The sequence below is a fragment of the Burkholderia alba genome (assembly GCF_034721475.1).
Lineage (GTDB): Bacteria > Pseudomonadota > Gammaproteobacteria > Burkholderiales > Burkholderiaceae > Burkholderia > Burkholderia alba.
Genome location: NZ_JAWJWL010000025.1, coordinates 63,542 through 83,496, shown reverse-complemented (window position 1 = coordinate 83,496; position 19,955 = coordinate 63,542). Strand labels below are relative to the sequence as shown.

At 62.4% G+C, this 19,955-nt stretch carries 20 protein-coding genes; all 20 read right to left on the bottom strand.

Going from position 1 to position 19,955, the window contains the following annotated elements:
• Positions 1 to 72: 72 nt before the first annotated feature.
• The gene (locus tag RZR99_RS25400) at positions 73 to 1,794 is read right to left on the bottom strand and encodes an ATP-dependent helicase (RefSeq protein WP_323122529.1); all 1,722 of its coding nucleotides are present in this window, start codon (positions 1,792 to 1,794) and stop codon (positions 73 to 75) included.
• A gap of 17 nt (positions 1,795 to 1,811) precedes the next feature.
• A complete protein-coding gene (locus RZR99_RS25395; RefSeq protein WP_323122528.1) occupies positions 1,812 to 2,705 on the bottom strand; it encodes an ATPase in 894 nt (297 codons plus the stop codon).
• 343 nt (positions 2,706 to 3,048) lie between these two features.
• Positions 3,049 to 3,654 (bottom strand): DUF4400 domain-containing protein, encoded by a 606-nt coding sequence (locus tag RZR99_RS25390; RefSeq protein ID WP_323122527.1) that lies wholly within the window; start codon positions 3,652 to 3,654, stop codon positions 3,049 to 3,051.
• On the bottom strand, positions 3,644 to 3,907 hold the full coding sequence (locus tag RZR99_RS25385; RefSeq protein ID WP_323122526.1) for a hypothetical protein: 264 nt from the start codon (positions 3,905 to 3,907) through the stop codon (positions 3,644 to 3,646). The genes RZR99_RS25390 and RZR99_RS25385 overlap by 11 nt, the downstream gene beginning before the upstream one ends.
• A complete protein-coding gene (locus RZR99_RS25380) occupies positions 3,861 to 4,379 on the bottom strand; it encodes a hypothetical protein (protein ID WP_060321659.1) in 519 nt (172 codons plus the stop codon). The genes RZR99_RS25385 and RZR99_RS25380 overlap by 47 nt, the downstream gene beginning before the upstream one ends.
• 10 nt (positions 4,380 to 4,389) lie before the next feature.
• Entirely contained in the window at positions 4,390 to 6,258 is a 1,869-nt protein-coding gene (traD, locus tag RZR99_RS25375) for a conjugative transfer system coupling protein TraD (protein ID WP_323122525.1), read from the bottom strand.
• The gene (locus RZR99_RS25370; protein WP_323122554.1) at positions 6,255 to 7,589 is read right to left on the bottom strand and encodes a TraI domain-containing protein; all 1,335 of its coding nucleotides are present in this window, start codon (positions 7,587 to 7,589) and stop codon (positions 6,255 to 6,257) included. The genes traD and RZR99_RS25370 overlap by 4 nt, the downstream gene beginning before the upstream one ends.
• Positions 7,589 to 8,599: a type IV secretion system protein gene (locus RZR99_RS25365; protein WP_323122524.1), complete on the bottom strand. Its 1,011-nt coding sequence runs from the start codon at positions 8,597 to 8,599 to the stop codon at positions 7,589 to 7,591. Before RZR99_RS25365 ends, RZR99_RS25370 begins: the two co-directional genes overlap by 1 nt.
• Entirely contained in the window at positions 8,596 to 9,336 is a 741-nt protein-coding gene (locus RZR99_RS25360) for a type VI secretion protein (protein ID WP_323122523.1), read from the bottom strand. The genes RZR99_RS25365 and RZR99_RS25360 overlap by 4 nt, the downstream gene beginning before the upstream one ends.
• Positions 9,337 to 9,347: 11 nt before the next feature.
• Positions 9,348 to 9,539 carry a hypothetical protein gene (locus tag RZR99_RS25355; RefSeq protein ID WP_323122522.1) on the bottom strand — a complete coding sequence of 64 codons (192 nt, stop codon included), beginning with the start codon at positions 9,537 to 9,539 and terminating at the stop codon, positions 9,348 to 9,350.
• Positions 9,540 to 9,549: 10 nt separating this feature from the next.
• Positions 9,550 to 12,027: a VirB4 family type IV secretion system protein gene (locus tag RZR99_RS25350; protein WP_323122521.1), complete on the bottom strand. Its 2,478-nt coding sequence runs from the start codon at positions 12,025 to 12,027 to the stop codon at positions 9,550 to 9,552.
• Positions 12,024 to 12,335: a VirB3 family type IV secretion system protein gene (locus tag RZR99_RS25345; protein ID WP_080467020.1), complete on the bottom strand. Its 312-nt coding sequence runs from the start codon at positions 12,333 to 12,335 to the stop codon at positions 12,024 to 12,026. The genes RZR99_RS25350 and RZR99_RS25345 overlap by 4 nt, the downstream gene beginning before the upstream one ends.
• Positions 12,328 to 12,708, bottom strand: a complete 381-nt coding sequence (locus RZR99_RS25340) for a TrbC/VirB2 family protein (RefSeq protein ID WP_323122520.1) — start codon at positions 12,706 to 12,708, stop codon at positions 12,328 to 12,330. The genes RZR99_RS25345 and RZR99_RS25340 overlap by 8 nt, the downstream gene beginning before the upstream one ends.
• A 17-nt stretch (positions 12,709 to 12,725) precedes the next feature.
• Positions 12,726 to 13,772: a CpaF family protein gene (locus RZR99_RS25335; RefSeq protein ID WP_323122519.1), complete on the bottom strand. Its 1,047-nt coding sequence runs from the start codon at positions 13,770 to 13,772 to the stop codon at positions 12,726 to 12,728.
• Positions 13,773 to 14,047: 275 nt separating this feature from the next.
• On the bottom strand, positions 14,048 to 15,265 hold the full coding sequence (locus RZR99_RS25330; RefSeq protein WP_323122518.1) for a vWA domain-containing protein: 1,218 nt from the start codon (positions 15,263 to 15,265) through the stop codon (positions 14,048 to 14,050).
• A 7-nt stretch (positions 15,266 to 15,272) separates the two neighbouring features.
• Positions 15,273 to 16,202 (bottom strand): hypothetical protein, encoded by a 930-nt coding sequence (locus RZR99_RS25325; protein ID WP_323122517.1) that lies wholly within the window; start codon positions 16,200 to 16,202, stop codon positions 15,273 to 15,275.
• Positions 16,203 to 16,301: 99 nt separating this feature from the next.
• Positions 16,302 to 17,327 carry an ATP-binding protein gene (locus tag RZR99_RS25320; RefSeq protein ID WP_323122516.1) on the bottom strand — a complete coding sequence of 342 codons (1,026 nt, stop codon included), beginning with the start codon at positions 17,325 to 17,327 and terminating at the stop codon, positions 16,302 to 16,304.
• A gap of 117 nt (positions 17,328 to 17,444) precedes the next feature.
• Positions 17,445 to 17,696 carry a DUF3717 domain-containing protein gene (locus RZR99_RS25315; RefSeq protein ID WP_323122515.1) on the bottom strand — a complete coding sequence of 84 codons (252 nt, stop codon included), beginning with the start codon at positions 17,694 to 17,696 and terminating at the stop codon, positions 17,445 to 17,447.
• Between the two features lie 255 nt (positions 17,697 to 17,951).
• Positions 17,952 to 18,416 (bottom strand): hypothetical protein, encoded by a 465-nt coding sequence (locus RZR99_RS25310; protein ID WP_323122514.1) that lies wholly within the window; start codon positions 18,414 to 18,416, stop codon positions 17,952 to 17,954.
• 13 nt (positions 18,417 to 18,429) lie between these two features.
• Positions 18,430 to 19,950: a hypothetical protein gene (locus RZR99_RS25305; RefSeq protein ID WP_323122513.1), complete on the bottom strand. Its 1,521-nt coding sequence runs from the start codon at positions 19,948 to 19,950 to the stop codon at positions 18,430 to 18,432.
• Between the last annotated feature and the right edge of the window lie 5 nt (positions 19,951 to 19,955).

Here is a 19,955-nt window from a genome sequence, read left to right as displayed (position 1 = left end):
CGTTGGCCAGTCTATTAGCTGAGAGTAACAAAGGCGACTGACGGCTCAGCACCCCGCGTGTATCCGGCCGCTTCAAGCGGCCGTTTTTTGTTCGATCCCAGACTCGATCACAAACCGTGAAACCGCGTTCTTCTTGATCGACGAAATAGTCAGGCTATCGCGAGCGCGCGTCATCGCGACGTAAAACAGGCGCCGCTCCTCCGACTCCGGGCTCTTGTCGTCGGGAACCACCCCCTCCTCCGATCGGCTGATCCACACGTGGTCGTACTCTAGCCCCTTCGAGCTGTGCATCGTCGTCAGGACGAGCACACCGTCGCCCGGCTTGTTGTTGTCACGCTTCAGGAATTCGATACGCTCGGTAAACGAACCGTTCAGGCGACTCACCACGTCGTAAATGCACTGGATCGCCCGGATCGCGACGTCGCCCTTGGCATACGTCATCATCCACTCGTAGACGCCCTCCAACGCGAGCGAGTGGAACGATCGCTGGCAGAGCGCCTGCCACTCGCCCAGACGCTTCATGAAGGCTCGGTACGCAGTCGCGGTGTCCTCGCGCAGCCCTAGACCGACGAGCTCCTGCTTCTGCATCTGGACGAAGGCGGCACCCATGCGCTTGTGCAACGCGCCGAGGTCGTAGGAACTCATGCCCATGTAGCCCAAGACGGCGTCGATGCCGTTCTGCTTGTGGCCTTCGACCACCTGCAGCAGGTTGCACATCAGCGCGGCCTGTGGTTTGTTGAGCACCGATCCGCCCGACGCCCGGTAGTACGGCACGCCGTGTGATCGGCACACTGCCTCGATCGGATCGAGGATCCGGTTCGTTCGCGCGAGGATCGCGCAGCTTGCGCCGACAGTGAGTCTCGGTTGAAGCGCCTCGACGGCGGCCACCGCGTCGCCATACTCATCGTCGAATCGCCGCGCCGCGATCGCGCCGCCGGCGCCCCGCGCGGCATAAAGGACCTTCGGCATCCGATCAACGTTGTTCTGGATCACCCGGTCGGCAGCTGCCAGAATCTCCGCGCGACAGCGATAGTTGCTACCCAGCACCACGCGTTGCGCCTCGAACGTGCTCGCGAAGCTCTCCATGCCACGAAAGCCGAGTGCGGCCCGGAACCCGTAGATGCTTTGGTCGTCGTCGCCCACGACCGTGACATGCGTGCCGGCGCGCGCGTGCAGCTCGACCCACCGGAACTGCAGGGGATCGGTATCCTGGAACTCATCGACGAGCAGGTCGGTGAACCGATATGGCTTGATGTCCTCGCTCTGCATCCGCTCCACCGCAAGGCGCAACATGTCCTGGAAGTCGATCTTGCCGTTGCGTTCGAGCGCGTCTTGGTAGGCAGCGTAGAGCGTGGCCTCGGCCGAACCCTCATCGGTTCGACCGAAGTTCGTCTTTATCCGCTCGACGATCGGTACCGCCTCTTCAACCTTCCAGTCGTACCCGAGCTCGGCAAGCACGCGCCCAAGCATCCCGAGGCGATCGCCTTCCGATGCAATATCGGGCCGGCCGCGGCCAGGCCGTTGCAGCTGCTTGTATGCGAGGGAATGGAAGGTGCCGGCGATCAGCCGGCGCTTGGCATCAGGCGGCGCCAGCGCGAGAATGCGCTCGCGTAGCTCGACGGCCGCATCCTTGCTGAAGGTGACGGCGCCCACCACCGCCGTCGGATCCTGCAGCAAGAACGCGGCCTTCGTCGCGCTCATCTTGGTCTTGCCCGCGCCCGGGCAAGCGATGGCGAGGCAGTGGCGGCGCATAAGTGCCACCTCGCGCTGTTGGGGATTCAACTCGTCGAGCATGGCACCGGTCTTCCCGATCAGTTACCGCGAACGGTGTTCATCAGCTTCAGGTGAGTCGTGTAGCCGCGCAGGCCGACCGGGTGGAATTTGCGCAGGAAGCGCGCGGTCTCGTCGTCGACGTCGGACTGGTCACGAATCCCGTTCCAGACGAGGAAGTCGAAGTGATCCATCACCTGGTCGAACTTCAGGATCACGGAGAGCAGACGCATCGAGAACCGCGAGTACGCCTCGACTTCGATATCGAGCGACGGCTTTGTCACGGTCGGCGCGAAGACCGTCTCGCCCCGATCGCGCATTTCCGTTTCGGTCTTCTCGCGGAAGCCCTGCGCGACGTCGAGCTGTTCGTTCACATAGGCCTCGAGCTGGTCGAGCTGCTTCTCGAACCACGTGCTGACGATTCCCTGCTCGTTCGCGCCGTACGTCGCGCGACCGAAGCGCTGCATGTTGATCGTCATCCGGTTCAGGTACGGCCACCACTGCTCGAACAGCGGCCGAAGGCGCGTGTGTTTCATCGTGACCCGCGCGGTCACGACCGCGGCGCCCGACAGCTGCTTGTTCATCAGCTCGCGACCGATCTCGCGACGGCGCTGGATGATTCGCGCGCGCTCTGTGGGCGACAGGTCGCGGAACAGCGTGCGGGTGCGCGCCACCTCCTCGAGCTTGAGCTTCGCTTCATCGCTGCTGATCAGCCCCTCGCGCTGCAACACGTTGGCCGAATTCGCCATCTCGTCGAGCTCGCGCTCGACTTCACCATCGTCCGCGCCGTCCGTCGTCTGCCGGGTGTCGCTCACTGCCAGGTTACCCGTGACTGCTGATGCATCGTCGCCCGCCGGCTGGAGTACGGCTACTTGGCCAGGCGCCACGTCCGCGGCATCGGTGCCGACGTGCGCTTCTTCGTTGATCGTGCTCATGTGGATCCTATCGGTTGACTAACCGCACGTGCGGCTTGCGTCTATTCTTGCGGCCCTATGCTGCGACAGACGTCCAAAACGTGAGCGATTTCGAGCGGCTTTCGCGACCGCCGCGGTACGCTGGACGAAAAAAGCCCCCTCGCGAGGAGGGGGCCAGGCTGAAAGCTCTACGGGGAGTCGAGCTTTCTGAGGACCGTAGACCATGACTCATTGTTGCGCGGCCGGGCCGTCCAGTTCGGTGCGAATCGTCAGCTATTTCGACAACCTTTTCCCGGTACGCGGCGCGCAACCGGTTGTGGGTCTTTCGGCGGAAAGCTATACGAAAAGCTTGAGCTTTCCGGGGCTACTGATATGAAGAGGCCGCTTTCCAGAGCAACGCGCCGAGACTTCCGGCGATCGCCAGCCAGTACGGTGCGAGAAGCGGCACCGGCGCGATCAACACCGTGAACGTCACACCGAACACCAGCAAGATCCCATGCCCGGCGAGATGGAACGACAGAGGGCTGACGTAGCCGGCCGCCGCGGCCCTCACCTTGCGCCGAACCGTCCCGTCGATGAACATCGCGATGCCGAAGACGAGCGCACCGAGCAGCCAGTACTTCATCACGGTGAGCCGATAGACCATCCGGTACACCAGCCGCCAGAAATTGTGGACCCACCGACTGGCGAAGTTCGACATGCCACCGTCCTCGATCTGCGAATCGCTCGTCGACTCCACCGACGCCTGTACCAGCCCCGTCTCGACAAAGTAGCGCTTGAACATACGATTCGTCGCGTCGACGGCATCCGCGGTTCGCGCCCCTCCAAGGCTCGCCGCAACCGATTCTGCTTCGGCATCCGGGATCGCGAACAACGACGGGTCGGGCAGCGCCGGCATGAGTGCAACCGAGAGCAGCGGCACAAAGAAGAACCACATCTTGATGTGGCCGACAAAGCGGCTACCGGCCATACAGCTCCCCCACGAGGCCGCCGAGCAGATAGATCGGCAAGACGATCAGGCCGGCAAGGCCGACATAGAATCGCGCCGGCCGGCGTTCGATGAACATCGCCAGTGCGTACGCCATCGCGTTACGGCCCCGCTGGAACTCCTGCGGCGGCCGTGCAGTCGGGTCGTCCTGCGCCGCTGCAGTCGTGATCGCGCGATGCACGGTGTGGTCATCGACCCGCGTCAGTGTCCGAATCAGAATATGCGTGAGCGACATCGTATTCCTCGAAGTACAGTCGGAAGGTTTCACCTGTCAGCGCGCGTGCCGCAAGCTGGAACGCCGCCGATCGCTGGCTGATGTTCTCCGGGCAGCGCTCGTCGACCATCTCCGGCGCATGCTTGTGGCGCGACTCGAACACAGTCACCGGCTCGAACATCGGCGACCAGACGTGGCAGCGCTCGCCATCGCGCACGACAAAGCGCCGCGCGTACAGCATATGGGCGGACCCGAACAGGCCTTGCATGAACGCGACGTGCGGATCGCCGGTTTTGCGCACGCGCTTGAACGCAGCAAGGCCGTCCACGAACATCTCCTTGACGAGCGGCTCCGCCTTTCCGATGAAATGCTCACCGACGAACTCCGCGACACGCGTGCACACCAGCTCCAGCTCAGGCGCAAGGGTGAACACCGGGGTCAGGTGGGCGGAAAGTTTGTGCTCGCGAATGATTTTTTTGAATACGGCAGACATGCTTGGTTGTTTAGCCTGTAAGAATTGGAATACGTCCCTGGTACACCGCACCGCCGGAAATCCGCATGAAGTACTGCAGGTTCGGCAGGCTCTGGATCAGGCGAGTCGGAATCAACGGCACGGCCTCCAGCTGCTGCGACCGCGTTACCGATCCGGTGAACTCGCCGACATGGCCTTCACTCGCCTTGCTCGTGCTGCTGGAGACGATCAGGTTTCGAATCGCGGTATCCCCCACCTTTTTCGAGAACCACTCAGCCGTGTCGGTATCTTCCAAGCGTAAGATGATCTGGTTGTTCAGGTTCCCCAAAACCTGCAGCATTTTTGCGGCATTCCCCAGCTTGGCTTCGAGGTCAGCGCGTGTCTGAAACGCTACGAACGCCTTGAAGCCGGCGCCACGCCCCTTGTTCAGGATCTGAATCACCTGCTCGTTGATCGCCTCGGCGATCTCGTCGATGATCAGCACCACCTTGGGCGCCTTGTCGTAGAAGTTGTAGATCGAGCCGCACACCGCCGACACGTCGGCCAGAATCATCGACGCGATTGCCTTCGCGACGATGCTGTTGGACAGCGAGTCGAGGCCGATGTGGAGGACCGCCTTCTGGCGAATCACCTTCTCGATCGTCCAGATCTCGCGTTCGTCCTCGAAATCGTCCACCTTCGGCGCGAGCATCAGGCCGGTTTCGCCCGTGGCAAGCATCTGCAGCAGCGGCAATGCGGACGCGATGATCCGCATGTAGTGCTCGCGATCGTGCACGTGCGTCGCGATCAGGCCGTCGATCGCTTCGTGTCCTCGGTCGTTCGCACCGAAGCGGGCCTGATAGAGCGAGATCATCGCGTCGACGCGTGTGGAACCCGGCTTGTTCGCGATCTTAACGGTGTCGGCCGTGACCAGTTCCTCCCAGTCGCTCAGTCCGCTTTCGATGAAGAAGCGCTTGAGCGCCTTCTCCAGCAGCGGGTCAATGCCAAGTTGCGCGTACTTGAGGATAGACCGCAGGTTCGGCTTGTCGCCGATGTACAGTTCGCCGTTCACCGAGCGGCTGATGAATAGGTACGCAAAATCCCGGAAAGGGCCCTCCTCCATCAGCTGCGCGATGCGACTCGGAATCTCCGAAGGCTGCGACCAGCTGTCGAGCGGCTCGAGACGGATTGACTCGGACGGCTTGGCCTGGTTGAAGTAGAGGAACTTTCGCCCGGTTCGCTTCGCCTCGCGCTCCGCGCGTGCCTTCCACTCCTTGTCGTTCTTCGGATCGATATCGATCAGCACGTCGCCGCAGTGGATCACCTGCGTCGAGATGACTTCGTACGTCCTCGTCTTACCCGAGCCAGTGGTGCCGCCCACCGCGGTATGGCCGCCCATCGCCTTGTAATGGAACGGCACGTATCCCTTGTTGGCCTCCAGCCCGTGTGTCCAGGACACGCCCTGCGGCGTCCGGTCTCGGATACTGTCTTTTGGTGCGAACAAATTCTCGATCATCTCCTCGAACGCACGCCCCGTCTGCGTCTTCGGCAGCCACTTAGGCAGACCCGGGATCTCGGTTGTCGGCATCCGCAAGATGTCGTGGGCCATCTGGCAATGCTTCTGTGTCCATTCGAAGCCCGTGCCGAGAAACATCGCGTCCGCCTCAGCCTTCATCCGCGTCTGGATCGCCAGCAACGCCGGTACCGCAAGCGTCGTCAGCCATTTCGTCGACAGCCCCATCCGGAACTTCAGCGCGCGCCAGACCTGGCCCGAGCGGAACGCCCACAATGCAAGCGCCACGATCGCGAACGCCCAGCCGTAAGGCATGCCCGAGAACGGAAGAAAGAGCAGCGCAACCAGCCACCCAAACGCAGCCCTGACCTCGTAGATCGGCCGAAAGTGGTTGATATAGCCTCTCATGCACCACGCTCCTGAATTAGCTCACCGATACGCGGCGCCAACGTGACTTCCGACGGCTCGTTGGCGAGGAGCAGGCTTCGGCGTCGCATGTGTTCGATCAGGGTGTCGCTCGCGACGCCATAGCTGCCGATGGTCCGCTTCGACAGCACGAGTCCCTGATCGGTCCAGCGCACCTTCGCCTTCGCCGTCGCAACGTCCTGCTGCAGCGCCGAAAAGAAGTCCACGATCATCCGGGGTGCGCCTTTCAGCACCTCATCGAAGTGGTTGCCGTTCGGCGCGGCGGCGGCCGGCTCGCGGCGAATCTCTACCGGATTAACCGCCGCGGCCGGCGGCGGAAGCTCGAGCGCCATCTGCCGGGCATCTGGGTCCTTCGGTGCCCCGTGCGCAGCCGGCGCCGCTGGCGTCGCCGCCGTCGTCGTACTTTCAGCGGCGGCAGTCGGCAACGATCCTGGAACCGACGGCGTGCTACCGCCGCCAACAACGGGCGCCGGCGCAAGATCTGCTGTCGCCGGCTGCGCCGGTGCCGGTAGCGGTGTAGGCGTAGGCGCGGCCGCCGTCGGCGCCGCCTCGACCTTCGGCTCCAGTTCCGCCGCCACGTGGATAGCGGAGGGAACCGCAAACGTCACCGGCTCGAAAACCGCCCGCTGCGCCTTCCGATCGAAATCCGCAGCCCTCGCGACCGCCTGCCGCACAACCTTGTGGGTCAGGGACTCAACGCTCATCGGGCTCTGCGTCGGGTTGATCGCGCCAAATATCTCGGCCTGAACTTCGGAATCGAGCCCGCCGAGCAGTTCGGTGCCGACCAGCGCATGCGCCAGCATGCCGGTCCGCATCCGTTCGACGGGAAGCGGCGCAGCGCGACGCGTTACACGGTAGCTCGCGCCGGCGAGCCACGGCCCGACTGCACCATGGACGGACGGATTCCAGACCTGGCCGTCCGTCGCGCGCTCTACGTCGAAATGACGATACGGCTCGTCCAGGCCCGAGCAGATCGCCGCGAGGAAAACACCGTAGTTGTATTGCGGCTCAATCCTCCGACGGCGCTCCGACGTCAGGTTCGTGCCGAACTTCAGCCCGCCCGAGAGCCGCATCGCGTAGAACGCGGTTTCCACTGTCCAGCGGAACGCCCCGGCGGGCTCCCGGTACAACTCCGGGCTGAACGGCACCGACGAAAACCAGTCCGCACACCGCCGGATCAGCACCATCCATTTCCGCTCGAACTCCGTGCGTGACGACTCGTTCGCACATTGCGCGATGAGGTCGATGCGGCGTTCGTTGCGGGCAGTCAGCTCTCCGGCGTCGGCCGGCTCGAAAAGGCGTGCATCCGTCATCAAGCCATGCCCTTCGTTGCAAGCTTCGTCAGCCCCTTGATCGCCCCGCCGCTGGCATTCGCACCGCCGCCAAACATCGAAGCGAACTTCGGAATCTCGAATGCGAGGATCAACACGAAGATCGAGAGATCCAGCGTCAAGGATCCGGCATAAGGCGTCGTCAAGCCTTTCGAGATCGTGTTACTGAACGACGTCGCCAATGTCGCCGTCATCAACCGCTGGAGAATCGCGGCGACGACCATGTACATACCCGCGCCGATCGTGAAATCCAGCCAGCTCCTGAAATAGCCTCTCGTAAAATCCGACATGCCGAGCGCAAACGCGATTTTTCCCAAGACGATTGCGACCGCCATCTGGATCGTCCCAAGCGAGATGAAGAAGAGGAAGACCAAGGCGGCGACCATCAGCAACGCCCAAGAAATCAGCAACGGCAAAAGATTGATCAGCAGCGCCATATAGTTCCACCAGTGCTCTGCCTTCAACGCTTCAATGACCGCGTCGAAAATCGCGCCCGCGGACTTCACCATCGCCATCGGCAACGACTCCGCGTCCGTTCCGGAAACCGCGACCGCCATTTCGTTGAACCACTTGTAGAAGCCCGGCGCCCACTTCCCGTACGACACGTACACCGCCGCAAAGATGCCGAGGATCGCGAGATCTTCAAATACGCTTCCCCAAGCCGCGACCGGATCCCGGGTCGCCGCGAACCGAATCCACGCCAACACGACAGTGATCACGGCGAGGCCGCCGGCCATCTTGTCCGAATACTTGTCGAGCGTCTTGCTCAGCTCAACCGCGAGATCGATCAAGTCCTTCAAAAGCTTCGTGATCTCTTCGATCGCCGCGGTAGCGCCCTTCGCGACCTCGCCCTTGACGTAGCTCGAGCTCCAGCCGGACGGCATCATGTTCTTGAGATCCTCCCACGTCGACGCGTTCGCGGCGGTGGGCAGCGCGAAAGCGAGAAGGATCAAGCAACGCATGAGCCACGAACGAAACACGCGGGCACTCATTGCGCGGTGACCCCGTACGCTGCTCGCTCAGCCTGCTGCTTGGAAATGAACTTCTCTGCGTCAGCAGCCTTTTCCTTGTCGTCCTCGGCCTGTTGCGCGTCCTTCTGAGCGTCCTTCTGGGCCTTCGCCGCATTCAGCTGCAGAATGTCCGCGTTCTGGCTCGTCACGATATCGAGGTAGTGCGTCGTGATCTCGGCCGTCGCCTGTTGGGTCGGCGACATCGACAGCTCGGATTGCAGTTCCTGACGACGCTTTGCCATCTCGTCGGTGTGCTGCATGATGTTCGAACCCATCTGGAACAGGTTCCGCGCGACCTTGTCGTTCTGCTGGACCAACGTGTTCATGTCGGCGAACCACTGCGCGTTCGTCTTGCCCGATCGCGTGACCAACCCCTGCACCTGGGTGACCCATTCACCACCCTTCTTGAGGTCGCCGTAAAGCCCCTGGAGCGTGCCCACCAACCCCTTCACCTTGTTGATATCGCCCGTGATCTGGTCATACGCAGCCTTCCACGCAACCGGATTCAGGTTCTTCGCCTGCAACAGGTCGTTCACCATCATCTGGTACTGGTAGAGGATGTTGGTGTTCTGATAGATCTCGCCCTTCACGGCCTTGGCCGCCGAGATCACGTTCTGCACGTAGTTGATCGGGTCGAACACTTCGAACGCCGACGCGTGCTGGGCGACGAAGAGAGAAACCGCGAACGCCGCGGCGCGAAGGGACGGCAAGAGTTTCATCGTGGGACCTTTCAGTCGAGGAATCGAGGTGCCGTATGAACGGCGCACGGCGTCGTGGGTGCGTCTTGCGACTGTTGCCGGGGCGGCGCCACCAGACGCACGCGAACGGGCGTCCCGATGGCGATTTGGTTGATTTCGTCTGCAGTGAGCGCGAAGAGGTCGCGGTACAGCGACTGCAGGTTGGGAGTCGGATTGAGCTTCATTGGGTTCCTGTCAGTCGACGGTGGCCATTTCCTGCAGATAGTCTTCGCGCCAGGTCGGCGAGCCGGCGGCCAGATGCTTGTCGAGCGTGCGCTGGGCCGCGCCGTCAGCACGCAAGATCGCGAGCGCTTCCTTCGGGAATTTCGCCTGCAGCATCCGCGAGTGATCCGGCGTAACCCATAGGTAGTCGCGGTTGGGAACGCCCTCGCTGATCATGTCGATCTGGTCGTCGGTCAGCCCGAACACATCGCGATAGAGGCGCTTGTTGTTCCGCGCGTCGCGGTTCGGCAGGAAAAAGAAGTTCTGGATGTTCTCCTTCAAGATTTCGAAGTTCGGGACACGCTCAAGCTGGCTCAGCGACTGCGTTGCCATCACGAGCGTGCCATTCAGCCCGCGGATCGTGACTGCCCACATTTCCAGGCGTGCATAGAAGCGCGGGTATCGGAAGAAGAAGCCACACTCCTCGACCTCAATGATCGTGACGCGCTTGCCGTCCAGCCATTGCGAGATGCGGTAGAACGCGTAGTCCATGAACAGCGCCGCCGCGACCGGGTAGCTCTCGAACAGCTCGCCCATCTCGATCGCCAGGTCGTCCGAAAGAGAGAACGCGTCTTCGACGTGATCGAAGAATCGGCCGTTTTTCTCCCCCTTCGTCCAGATCTGCAGGCGCTCGCGCAGCTCGACGGGCAACAGCGTGGTCAGGAACGAAAGCGTCCAGTACTCGCCGCCATAGCCTTGCGCCAGCGTGACGACCCGTTCGTAAATCGTTCGCTGCTGCTGCGGGGTGCAGATAAAGTCCTCGCCATCCCCCTCGATCGCCATCTGGACCCAGTCCGACACGTACGTGTAGTGTCGGGGATCGGCCAGCAGGGATAGCGGGTTGACCTGTGTCGCAGCCGCAAACTTGCCGGTTGCATCAACGAACTTGCCGTCGGCAAACACGGTCGGGATGCGCGTCGACCGGTTCTTGTCGAACTTGATGCGGCGCGGTTGGAAGCGCCCGGCTTGTGAAACGAGAAAGTTGAGGAAGATGGTCTTGCCGGCGCCGATCGGGCCGACAATCAGCGTATGAGACTTCCCGCTCGGGTCGTGCAACGTGACGCGCTGCAAGGTCCGATGACGCGTCGGAAGAAGCGTCAGCGGGCCGACCTTCTGTCCGAGCTGCTGCGTAAGCCACTGGTTGACGTCGGTCCCTTCGGCAACACCGCGCACCGGCGCAATGTCTGAGACCACCGGCGTTTCGACGAACTGCAGCCGCTTCTGCTGGTCCCACCTACCGGGCAGCGTCGATGCCCACGCCGCGGCGAGGTTCCGCTTCTCGACGAGCACACCGAAACCGGCGTTACCGATGCGGCCGACGATCTCGCGCGCGTTGTCGTCGCACTCATCGATCGTGTCCCCATAGACGACTACCGAGATGTTTGCGAAGCCGTATTGCTGTCCGTCGGCGATTAGGCGCGCGAGGGCGTTCTCCGCCTCTTCGGCGAGAATCTCGCGCCCCTTCTCGTTCTCCATGCTTTCCTTCTTCTCATCCTTCGAGAAGAAGCTCTTCAGTACCTTGACCGGACTAAACGCAGCGACCTTGTAGAACTTGCGCATCTTCTCGATGTACGCCTGCGCCTTGCTGGTCGACAGGAATCGAAACATCACGCACACGTCGAACTCGGAATCGACGTCCGCGAGCACATCGAGCGCGGCCTCCTGGAAGCCCATCCACTCTTTCACCGCGATGATCTTCGCGTACCGCGTGCCGTATGCGGACTCGAACATGATGTGTTCCGCACCGTACGTCACGAAGCTTTCCGTCAGGTGCGTGTCGAGCATCGTCACGGGGTAACGCACGCGCCGCGGAGGAACAGACGGATTGGCGGTCTGATGGAGGAAGGCGAGCGCGTTCTGAAGTTGGAGCCGCTTCATCTTGAGCCGCGCCACCCCACCCTTGAACGCGTCCAGGATCCCTTCGAAGCGCTTGATATCCGACGCGATCCGCTCCATGTCGAACACGAATGCACTGCGCGCGAACACCATATCCTTGATGGTCTCGAGCAAGGCGATCGGTACCGACTTGCCCCCCACCGTGATGTGATAGGCGATCTTCTCGAAAAGCTTGTTGATCCCCGTCTCAGGCGTGTACGCGAGCGCGAGCGAGTGGGTGTTCCGGAAGTACCTTCCACTCCCAACGCTCTTCTGGTTGATCGCGTCGACGTGCCGATCCATCTCGGACGCGAACTGACCACCAATCTCGCCCCGGACACGTCGATGCGACATGCGCCACCATGCCGTGATCCGATGATCGAAGTTCTTGCAGGCGTGGTCGAGATTGTCACGCGCGGCCGAGATCTCGTCGGAGTTCGGGCTATCTGCGTCCACGCCTTCGAACGTGTAAAGCGTCAACAGTGACCCGTCCTTGTTGAGAATATCTTCGGGGGTCACCATGGTCGCCCACGGGGCGATTTCCTGAATCGCACGACGCTTCGGGTTCGCGCTCACAGCGGCAGCTCCTGATCAAATCCATATGGCCGCCGGAATCGGGCGGCGACATCGGCGGTAGGCAACGGCTCGTGCACATCGGGGTACCGGTTGTAGACGACCAGCACCTCTTTCCACCACGGATCGCTCGACGACAGCCAACGGAGCACCCAGTGCACGACGATGCCGATGACCAGATAGATCGGCGACATGCTGCTGTAGCAGAGCAACGCTGTCAGGGTCCCGTTGGCGATAGCGAGGCCGCGATCGGCGCCGCCCATCTGGCGCGGCAGCGAAAGCGAGCGGCTAACTTTTTTCTGTTCACGCACAGGTGTAGTTGATCTTCAGCTGGTTCTTGACGAGCGCAGTCGCGCACGACGCAAAGCCGAGACCCACGATCACCGTCGAAAGCAGCTTCCCGAAGTTGCTTTCCGAGTTGGCGATCAGGACGCCACCGACGATGATCAGCACGATGCCGATCCCGAACAGCCACGGCCCACTGACGTACGCCTGAATCAGGCAGATGAAGTTGGCGGCATTACCCAGGTCGCCCAAGTCAACCGCTCTTGCGGGTAGCGCCACAAACGTGAGAACCAGTGCGATCAGAGTCGAGATCCGCTGGCCCCGCCCGAACAAATAGCGGGTGGGGCCCAGCGCCTCTTTCTTGATCAGCGAACAGAACGTTTGAATGTGCTTCTTCATCGAAAAACCCCGTGTGGTTAGAAAACGCGTTCGAGGACGTAGTCCCCGTCTTTGAAACCCTTGATGGCCAGCACTTCGGACACGTGGCGGAGCTCGCCTGTGCGACGAAGGTGAATGACGTAGTGGAAGCAGTCGGCGATCGCCTTGCGCATGTCCGTGAGCTCCCAGCGGCTGCCGGGCGGGAAACCCAACATTGCGAGGCTCTCGAGGCGGCTCAGGCCGCCGCGCGCATCGTTCGAGTGAATCGAACCCATGCCGCCGTCGTGACCAGTGCTCAGCGCCTGAATGAAGTCGTACGCTTCCCCGCCGCGCACTTCGCCGACGATGATTCGGTCGGGCCGGAACCGCAGGCAAAGTGCAACGAGCACCTGCGCGGTCACGCCCTTATCCAGATTCGAGAGCAAGCGAACAAGGTTCGGAACCGTTAGCTTCAGTTCCTTCGTGTCTTCGATCGTGATGACACGCTCGTCATCCGGAATCGCGCCATTGAGTGCGTTGAGGAACGTCGTTTTGCCGGTAGAGGTTCCGCCTGCTACCAGGACGTTTGCGCGGCTCCTCACCATTTCGGCAAATGCTTCTTCCAGCACCTCGTTCTCAGCGCCCGGCGGGAAGATTGCCCGCTCGGTCGCGCGTCTCGCGTGCACACGAGAGAACGCCCCCAGCCGGGTATAGTCACCCAATGCCAGATTCGTTTCACGATGTCGACGTATCGCGAGCGCATCTCCGTCGATGGCCGTCGGTGTCATTACTGCGGCGATCCGGAGATTGTCGTGCCCTGCGTTGATAATCCCCTGCGCGGTCCCCCGCAGCGCCGACTTCTCGACGGAGGCCGCGAGCGAATGGATAGCGCCGGTCAAGGTCATCGGATTGAACTGAGCGTCCAGGCGATGCATCGCACCCCGCTCTTCGACCCAGATGTTGCCTGCGTTGTTAATCAACACTTCGGCGACGTTCGGGTTATGTAGCGGTTCTTCGATCAGCTTCAACGACTCGAAGAACAGCTTCACGGCGTTCTCTTCGAGTCGCGCGACCTTCAGGAAGGGACTTTCGGCAATTTCAGACATGCAGCTATTGTTCAAGCTGGCACATCCGCCAATCGCCCGAAAGAACAGCTAAATTGAGCAGCTTTCGCGCGTGTGTCGAACCGCGTCGCGACGCGCTCAATGCGCGGTATCGCGCGCAACCGGTTGAGGGAGCAAACCCGAAATGCTCCAGAAAAACGTATAGCTTTCTCCGTTCTCGAACGTCTCGACTAGTGGCATGCGTTTGCGAAGGACGAAAAAAAACCCGGTCGCGAGGACCGGGTGTGTTTCAGGAGATAGCGAGCCATTGCAGCCGCTCAGCAGACGACTTCGATCGTCTCGCCGAACGGCGCGCGCCGAGCGCGCTTCAGCGGTGTCGTCGACGCCCATAGAACCGGGTAAGCCGGCTCTTCGGACGGAAACGTACCATCCATGTCGGTCAGGTACACGAGAAACGCCGGTTCGATGTCTTCGCCCTTGATCCGCCGAAACGGATCGATGAACGAGGTGCCACCGCCGCCCTTCAGCGGCGCCAGCTCGACCGGCTCGCCGCGCTCGAATACCTGAACCTGCGTAACGCGGACGTCGCAATCCAGCACGATCAACCGCCGCGGGCGAACCGCATCGGCGACGGCCAGGATTTCGGCCGCAAACTGCGCCTGCGTTTCATCCCAGACCGAGCCGCTGGCGTCGCGTACAAAGACCGCGTCGCCCACCGCCGGCTCGTTCAGGGACGGCAGATACATCCCGAGGTGCAGGTAGCGGCGGTTCGGCTGCGCCCACGTATAGTCGGTCGGCGCCGCGTCCTGCGCAAAACGATGAAGGAGCGAACGCCAGTCGACCACCGCCGAAACGACCTGCGCGACCGCAGCTTGCAGCGCGCCGCCGAATTTGCCGCAGGCCTGCGCCGCCTTGGCCGCCTGCAGCACGGCCACCTTCCACTCAGCTTCCTTCGCCGCCTTGCCGGGTCCGGCGTACTGCCGGACTTCACCGCACGAAGGCGCCGGCTCGCACGACTGGTCGTCGTCAGAATCCGCCGGTTGAGCGCCGGGCGAGCCCGCCGAACCTGCCGGTTTGTCCGCCTTACCGCCCGACTGCGGATCGGTTGCCTGCTTACCACCAGGTTGCTTCGCCGCTTGGCGCTTCTCATGCGAGAGGACGCCGTACACCTCCTCGGCAGACATTCCTTTGAAGCGGTGGTCGATGAGCGCGCCCGACGGAAGCTGCATCCCGGCGGCCTCCACCATCAGATTGACGACGTAATCGCACGCCTCGTTCCAGCCGTTTGGGTCACGATCACCTTGTCGCCAGCAGTGGCCGCTGGCTACGTGCCATATCTCATGGGCGAGCACGCCGCGGACTTCCAGATCGTTCAGGCGCTCGGCATAGGTCGGGTTGTAGCCCAGCGTCTCGCCGTCCGTCCAGAACGTCTTGCAGCTCAGGTCCTCGCGGATTTTGAGCCGTAGCGCCAAGGCACCGATGAACGGATGGTCGAGCACCAGCGCCGTGCGTTGCTTCGCGATGCGTGAGTCCATGACGACCTCATGCAGCGGCGAGGAACGACAGCCCCGTCGCCGACTGAACCGGAATCTGGTCAGTCAGCGGCGCCGCCGGCGTGCCGCCCATGAAGGCAGCCATCAACCCCTCGATCTCGGTTGCCTTGCTGGCAACCTGCGACCGGAGCACTCGCGACTCCTTCAGATCCGCACCGTTGTGCGCGGCGAGATGCTGCTTCGCCTCCGTGAGGATGTGCGCAAGCTTCGGGTCGTCGCTGAAATTCAGCTTCGGCAGCAGGTCGCACAACTCGCGCACATGGTTCGCGACGTCGAGACGGACGTTGCCGGTCGCGTACAGGCGAGACGCCATCGTCGAAACGGCCTCGTACAACCGCCCGACCAGGTCGTTGTTCGCGGTCTGGATCGATGCCACCGCGTGCTCATCGATCTCCGTGCGCAATGTCGCGAGGACATCGTTCGGCAGATCGACACCGAACTGGCTGGCGTCCGGGAACGGCAGCACCGACAGCTTGACGCCGAATTTGCCCTTCAGCTCCGCCAGGCTCGGATAGTCCGCCTCGTTGTACAGGGTGTTCATCTCTGCCCTCGCCTGCTCCTTCAGGTCGAGGTAGTTCGTCAGGAAGATCGACACGGCGAGATCGAACTCGTCTTTCATCGCGCGCAGCCGATCGGCCAGTTCCATGTAGACCATGGTCGGCAGCAGGCGCACGCCCAGTTGGTCGTACTTCAGCGTCCGGCTGTAGTAGTGCGAGCGGATCCGGTTGCCGATCGACAGCACTTCGGCATAGCTCGGTGCATGTTCCGGCAGCAGGCGCTTGTTGAAGCGCCCGATGCCGCGCGCACTATGGCTTTTCTCGACCTCCTCGGTGACTTTCCCGTCGTAGCGACGGGCGACCCACGTGGAAATCGCGACGGACGACAGCATGACCTTCGATTGCAGATCGGTAATGTTCATGGATAGCTCCAGATAGATAGAAAATGTCGAGACGAAAAAAAGCCACGGACCGGAATCGGCCGTGGCAACAGGGAAACGCACTACAGGGTTTGAAGGCGGTTACTCGCCGCGGATGATCTTTCCGATCGCCCCACCTTGCGCACGAATGAACGCATGGTGGTTCTGCAGATCGGGCGTGCGCGCGATCGAGTCACGGACCAGCACCGCCGTGAACTCGCGGTTCCCGGTATCGGCGAGCCGGCCTGCATACTGCAGAACTCGCTCGAAGTTGCCATCGCTCGCCTTGTGCGCGAGCGCCGCAGTGAGGGCGTACAGGATGCTCGGCTCGTCCGGGATTGCGCCCCGGCTCGGGTCCAACAGGATTGCGTCGACCGACGGCAGAGCGCGGTAGATCGAAAGAAAGCTGATCAGCTCGGCGCCGGCGCCTTCACCGACCGTCGCGCAAATTGCGTCATGCAGCAAATCAGCCGAGACAGCCGGCATCGTCTTTGCGAGAAATCCCCACTTCCGAGGACTTGCCGACGCGACGATATCGCGGCTGCTGCGCGCCTCCCAGAGCAAGTCCGGTCGGAAGCGAAGGAACGCGATCAGCTCGGGCGGAACGTTCTGCCGTACCGCCCAGGCCGTCCAGTCGTCGACCGTGGCTTCGAGCTCGACGACCGCCGCGAAACGCGAGATCAGCGGATCGAGGATCCCGGTGACACCCGCGTTGTCGCTGCGCCGATTCGTCGCCGCGACAAACGTCACGCAGTCGGGCAACTGGTGCTCACCGATGCGGCGTGCGAGCAGCAGCTGCATCTTGGCCGCCTGCACCGCCGGCGACGCCTGCCCGAGGTCGTCGAGAAACCAGACGAGCGGGCGCGTTGCCGACAGCGCGCGCTCGAGGTCGCCGAAAGGTAAAAATCGAGCATGCCTGCCATCGGCCAACGGAAACGGCAAACCCTTCGAGTCGGTCGGATCTTCGACAACCGGGTGGCTGATGAGCAGGTCGTGCTCCGCCTCCTCGGTGGCAGCTTCGACGATGTCGGATTTGCCAATACCAGGCCGGCCGGTAATCAGCACCGGAAGGCGCTTCGGGATGTAGGTGGCGAGCAGCTGGGTGAGGCGTGCGGGAGAGAGTTTCATGGGGGCCTTGAATGAAATAGCCCCACGTGATCACGCCCGGCAGGGACGTGACCCTGCGGGGCGATTGAAGATGCCGCAATGCGGCGATTCGATGCGTCCTGAGACGCGAGTTGATGCCTACGAACGAGCTCCGATGAGCGCTGCGGCCTGCTTCGACGTCAGCGATGATCGCGGGACGCACGTCGCGCGGTTCACGATCATGACGCCGTAGACGTCGGCGAGAACCCGGGCCTCGGCACAGAGAACGATCAGCTCGTCGGGCCCGGTCGGCGCCGGCGAGCGGTTGCGCCACACGTTGATTGCCACCTCGATCTCGACGATCGACAAGGCATCAGGTGGCAATGGATTGGAAGTTTCAGATTGGTTCACGGGTGACCTCAGAAGTGTCGCCCCGTGAAAGACGCCCGGCGGGACGTGATTCCCTGGGGCTGAAAGTGGGCGCATTGCGGCGGATTCGATGCGTCGGTGACGCGGTGAGTAAAGCCAGTGTAGGAGCCGCTATCCTGCGTGCAGGCCGGAAAGATCGAGAAATTCACGGGGCTTTGAAACCACCCAGTTCCGTATGGACGAAAAAAAACCGGCGCACGTGGCGCCGGTTGTTCAAAAACGAGTGGTGAAGCTCCCTCACATCCCAAGCAGATCGCCCTGGACGCTCACCATCGGAAGTGCTTTCGCCAGGCCCTCGGCGTCCCGCTCACGCATCTTTCGCGTTCGCTCCTCGCCAACACCGTTGTGCTTCTCAACCACGTAAACGAAGTACTGCGGTTTCGCCGGCCCCGGCCATGCTCGCCATTCGGCCATGATGCGGCCACGCATCTCCGGGGGACACGCGAAATATGCAGCACGCCCCGAGCGCCAGACACGCGCGTCGTGGTCGCGCATCCGCTGCTCGCTTTTCCGGGCCCGTTCTGTGCGCAACGCCTTCTCTGCATCGACGTCCGTTTCAGGCGCTGGCGCGAGCTGGTCCGCGAACAAGGGACAGTCACGCTCGAGCTTCTTCACAATACGCTTGTGCCGATTCAGGAAGGCCAGTTCCTTGCGACGCGTCCAGATGTAGTCCTCGTAACGGATAGTTCGATCGAAACGCATAATCCCCCCTCGATCAAGCTGCCAGCTGCGTGAGCCGCGAGCGCGCATAGTCCAGCGTGCCGTTCGTCGCGTGGAGCGTGCGCCCTTCGGTCGAACCCGGCTTCGCCAACGCATAGCGCGTCGCCGCACCATGGCAAAAGCTTCGGATCTCCGAGTAGCCGTCAGCGATCGCCTGGTCGACGTGCTCGACGCCCGTGATCAGCACGTTGCCGGGCGTTCGGTACCGGGCTCGGTCTGCCTGTTTCTTCGCATCGTTGGCGGCCTCTTCGGCGCGGCGGTGTGCGCGGGCGGCGTCCTGCTTTGCCTCCCACTTGGCTTGTGCCGCCTCGTCGTAGCCGCAGAACGCGAAAATCGCGCGCCGTCGACGCGTCGAGTTCAGACCGCGCAATGAAACACCGAATTGCTCACGCATTACCCGCTTGCTCTGGTCGTTCCAGCCGGCCGCGTGGTCCAGGACTGACAGCAAAGCGCCAACGTTACGCGCCTCAACATCGGCGGCAAACAGGTTGGCCCCTTCGAACGTCATGCGGCCTCGCTCCAGCTTCGCCGTTTGAACCTGCAGGGTGTACTGCCGCAGCGAGATCCGCCCTTTCTGCCGGTCGGTGTCGAGCCTGTCCAGCGACTTCTTCAGGACGGTGTCCCCGATCAGATCACGCAGGCGCTCGGCTACGGGTGACACCGCGGTGCCGACGTCCACCGGACGCTGGTACTGCTCGGGAAGATCCGGCTTGTCCACGAGACCTGCGGCGAACAGCCGGTCGTCTACCTCCACGTAGGAGATGCCGGCCGGCGCGAATTGCAGCGCCGCGACGATACCGGCACCGAGCTCGGCGTCGATCTGCCTCTTCTCGTGACGGTAGATCGCCACCGCGGACTGCATGACGTCGTACGGGAGCGTGTTGCGCAGAACTGGCACGTCCAGGAGGACGGGGAACCACTGCAGGTCGTACTGGAAACGCTTAGCGTCGCCACGGTAGTCCGCAAGCACCGAATCAGGAATCGGCCGATCCAGAAACAGCGCATAGGCCACATGAACCTCGTGCCGACCGTTTACGCCGCCTGAGAGCGGGAGACACGGCCCTTGCGACGTGAAGCCGAACAGCGCGTTTGCGACGCGCTCACAGATATCCGGCAAGTGGAAGCGCCGACCGGCGCCACGCGCGGCCTCGACTTCGGCCTCGAGCTGCTCGCCGGACAGCATCCATGCCGGCTTCGTCGCCAGCTCGAACATGAACTGGAAGACCTCCCAGCGCTTGCGCGTGACTTGCCAAGGTTGCAGCTGCCGCCCGTCCCGGCTAAACCAGCGGTTGCGGATTTCTTCGAAAAGCGCGGTGAAGATCGCTTCGGCCGTGCCTGGCTGCCGAACGGTCAAGATGCCGTTATAGCGCAGGATCGGCAGCGGCGCGCCGTCACACGTGAGCGAGATCTCGGTCGTTTCGTACGCGGATAACGCTGCGTCGTGAAAGAACACGCGGAATACGTGTGCGAGGGTGTCGACGTGGATCGATGCGTCGGGAGTTTGGATCGTGTACATCAGTG